The sequence below is a fragment of the Streptomyces sp. NPDC048751 genome (assembly GCF_043198595.1).
GTDB lineage: Bacteria > Actinomycetota > Actinomycetes > Streptomycetales > Streptomycetaceae > Streptomyces.
On the sequence record NZ_JBICUX010000046.1, the window covers coordinates 1 to 1,663 of the forward strand.

General features: G+C 69.5%; 1 protein-coding gene. It reads left to right on the forward strand.

Annotated features, from left to right (window positions below):
- Positions 1 to 1,663: LamG-like jellyroll fold domain-containing protein (locus ACGFNV_RS46805; RefSeq protein WP_393631801.1), on the forward strand; the 1,663-nt coding region annotated here is incomplete at both ends.

Below are 1,663 nucleotides of genomic sequence, written 5' to 3' on the forward strand. Positions count from 1 at the left end.
CAGGCCAAGGCGCGCAACCCGGACATCAAGCTGTACGGGCTCGCCTGGGGCGCCCCGGGCTGGATCGGCGGCGGGAACTTCTGGTCCACCGACATGGTCGACTACCTGGTCTCGTGGCTGGGCTGCGCCAAGCGGCACGGGCTGAGCATCGACTACCTCGGCGGGTGGAACGAGCGGGGCTACAACGTCTCCTGGTACCAGCAGCTGCGGAGTGCGCTCAACAGCAACGGCTACGGCAACGTCAGGATCGTCGCGGCCGACTCGGACTGGGCCGTGGCGAACGACATCAACTCCAACCCGGCGTTCGCCTCCGCGGTGAGCGCCATCGGCACGCACTATCCCTGCGGCTACCGGTCCTCCCAGTCCACCTGCACGGTGCCGGCGGCCGCCCTGAACTCCGGCAAGCCCTTGTGGGCGAGCGAGAACGGCTCGGACGACTACAACGGGGGAGCGCAGGCCGTGGCCCGCGGCATCAACCGCGGGTACATCGACGGAAGGATGACCGCGTACCTCAACTGGCCGGTGGTCGCCGCGCTCACTCCCAACCTGCCGTACCCGACCATGGGCCTGGCCCTGGCCTCGCAGCCGTGGTCCGGCGCCTACTCGATCGGCAAGAACACCTGGGTGATGGCCCACACCAGCCAGTTCACCGCCCCCGGATGGCACTACCTCGACTCCTCCAGCGGCTACATCGGCGGCAACCGCGCCAACGGAAGCTATGTCTCGCTCAAGTCCACCAACAACTCCGACTACTCCACGGTCATCGAGACCATGGACGCCGGCGGCGCGCAGACGCTGAACTTCAACGTCACCGGGGGACTGTCCACCGGCACCGTCCACGTCTGGTCCACCGACGTCAGGTCCGCCAACCCGGCCGACCACTTCGTGCACAGCGCGGACCTCACCCCGTCCGGCGGCGGTTTCAGCCTGACCGTCCAGCCCGGTCACATGTACACCCTGACCACCACGACCGGACAGGGCAAGGGCACCGCGACCGGTCCCGCCCGGAGCGCGCTGAAGCTGCCGTACAGCGACTCCTTCGACGGCTACACCGCCGGCTCCGAGGCGAAGTACCTCATGGACTGGCAGGGCGCCTTCGAGGCGGTGGGCTGCGGTGGCGGCCGCGGCGGCACATGCGTGCGCCAGATGAGCCCGCAGAAACCGATCACCTGGGACACGCTGACCGATCCGCACGCCCTGCTCGGCGACACGAGCTGGGCCAACTACACCGTCTCGTCCGACGTGATGCTCGAACAACCCGGATACGCCGAGCTGATCGGCCGTGCGGGAGGGCACGACTACGACCGCACCGGAGGACAGAACGCCTACCGCCTGCGGGTGAGCGACACCGGGGCCTGGTCGATCCTGAACTCGAACACCAACGGCACCGTCACCACCCTGGCCCGCGGCACGACCGCGGCGCTGGGCACCAACCGGTGGCACAGCCTGGCGCTCACCTTCTCCGGCACCACGATCACCGCCGTCGTCGACGGCGCCACGGTCGGTTCCGCGAACGACCGCACCTGGGCCGCCGGGCAGATCGGCTACGGGACCAGCCAGGGCGAGACGGCACAGTTCGACAACCTGTCCATCACCCCCGGCAGCGGCGGGAACGACGGCGGCACGACCGGCGCGATCGTCGGGGTCGCCTCCGGCCGCTGCG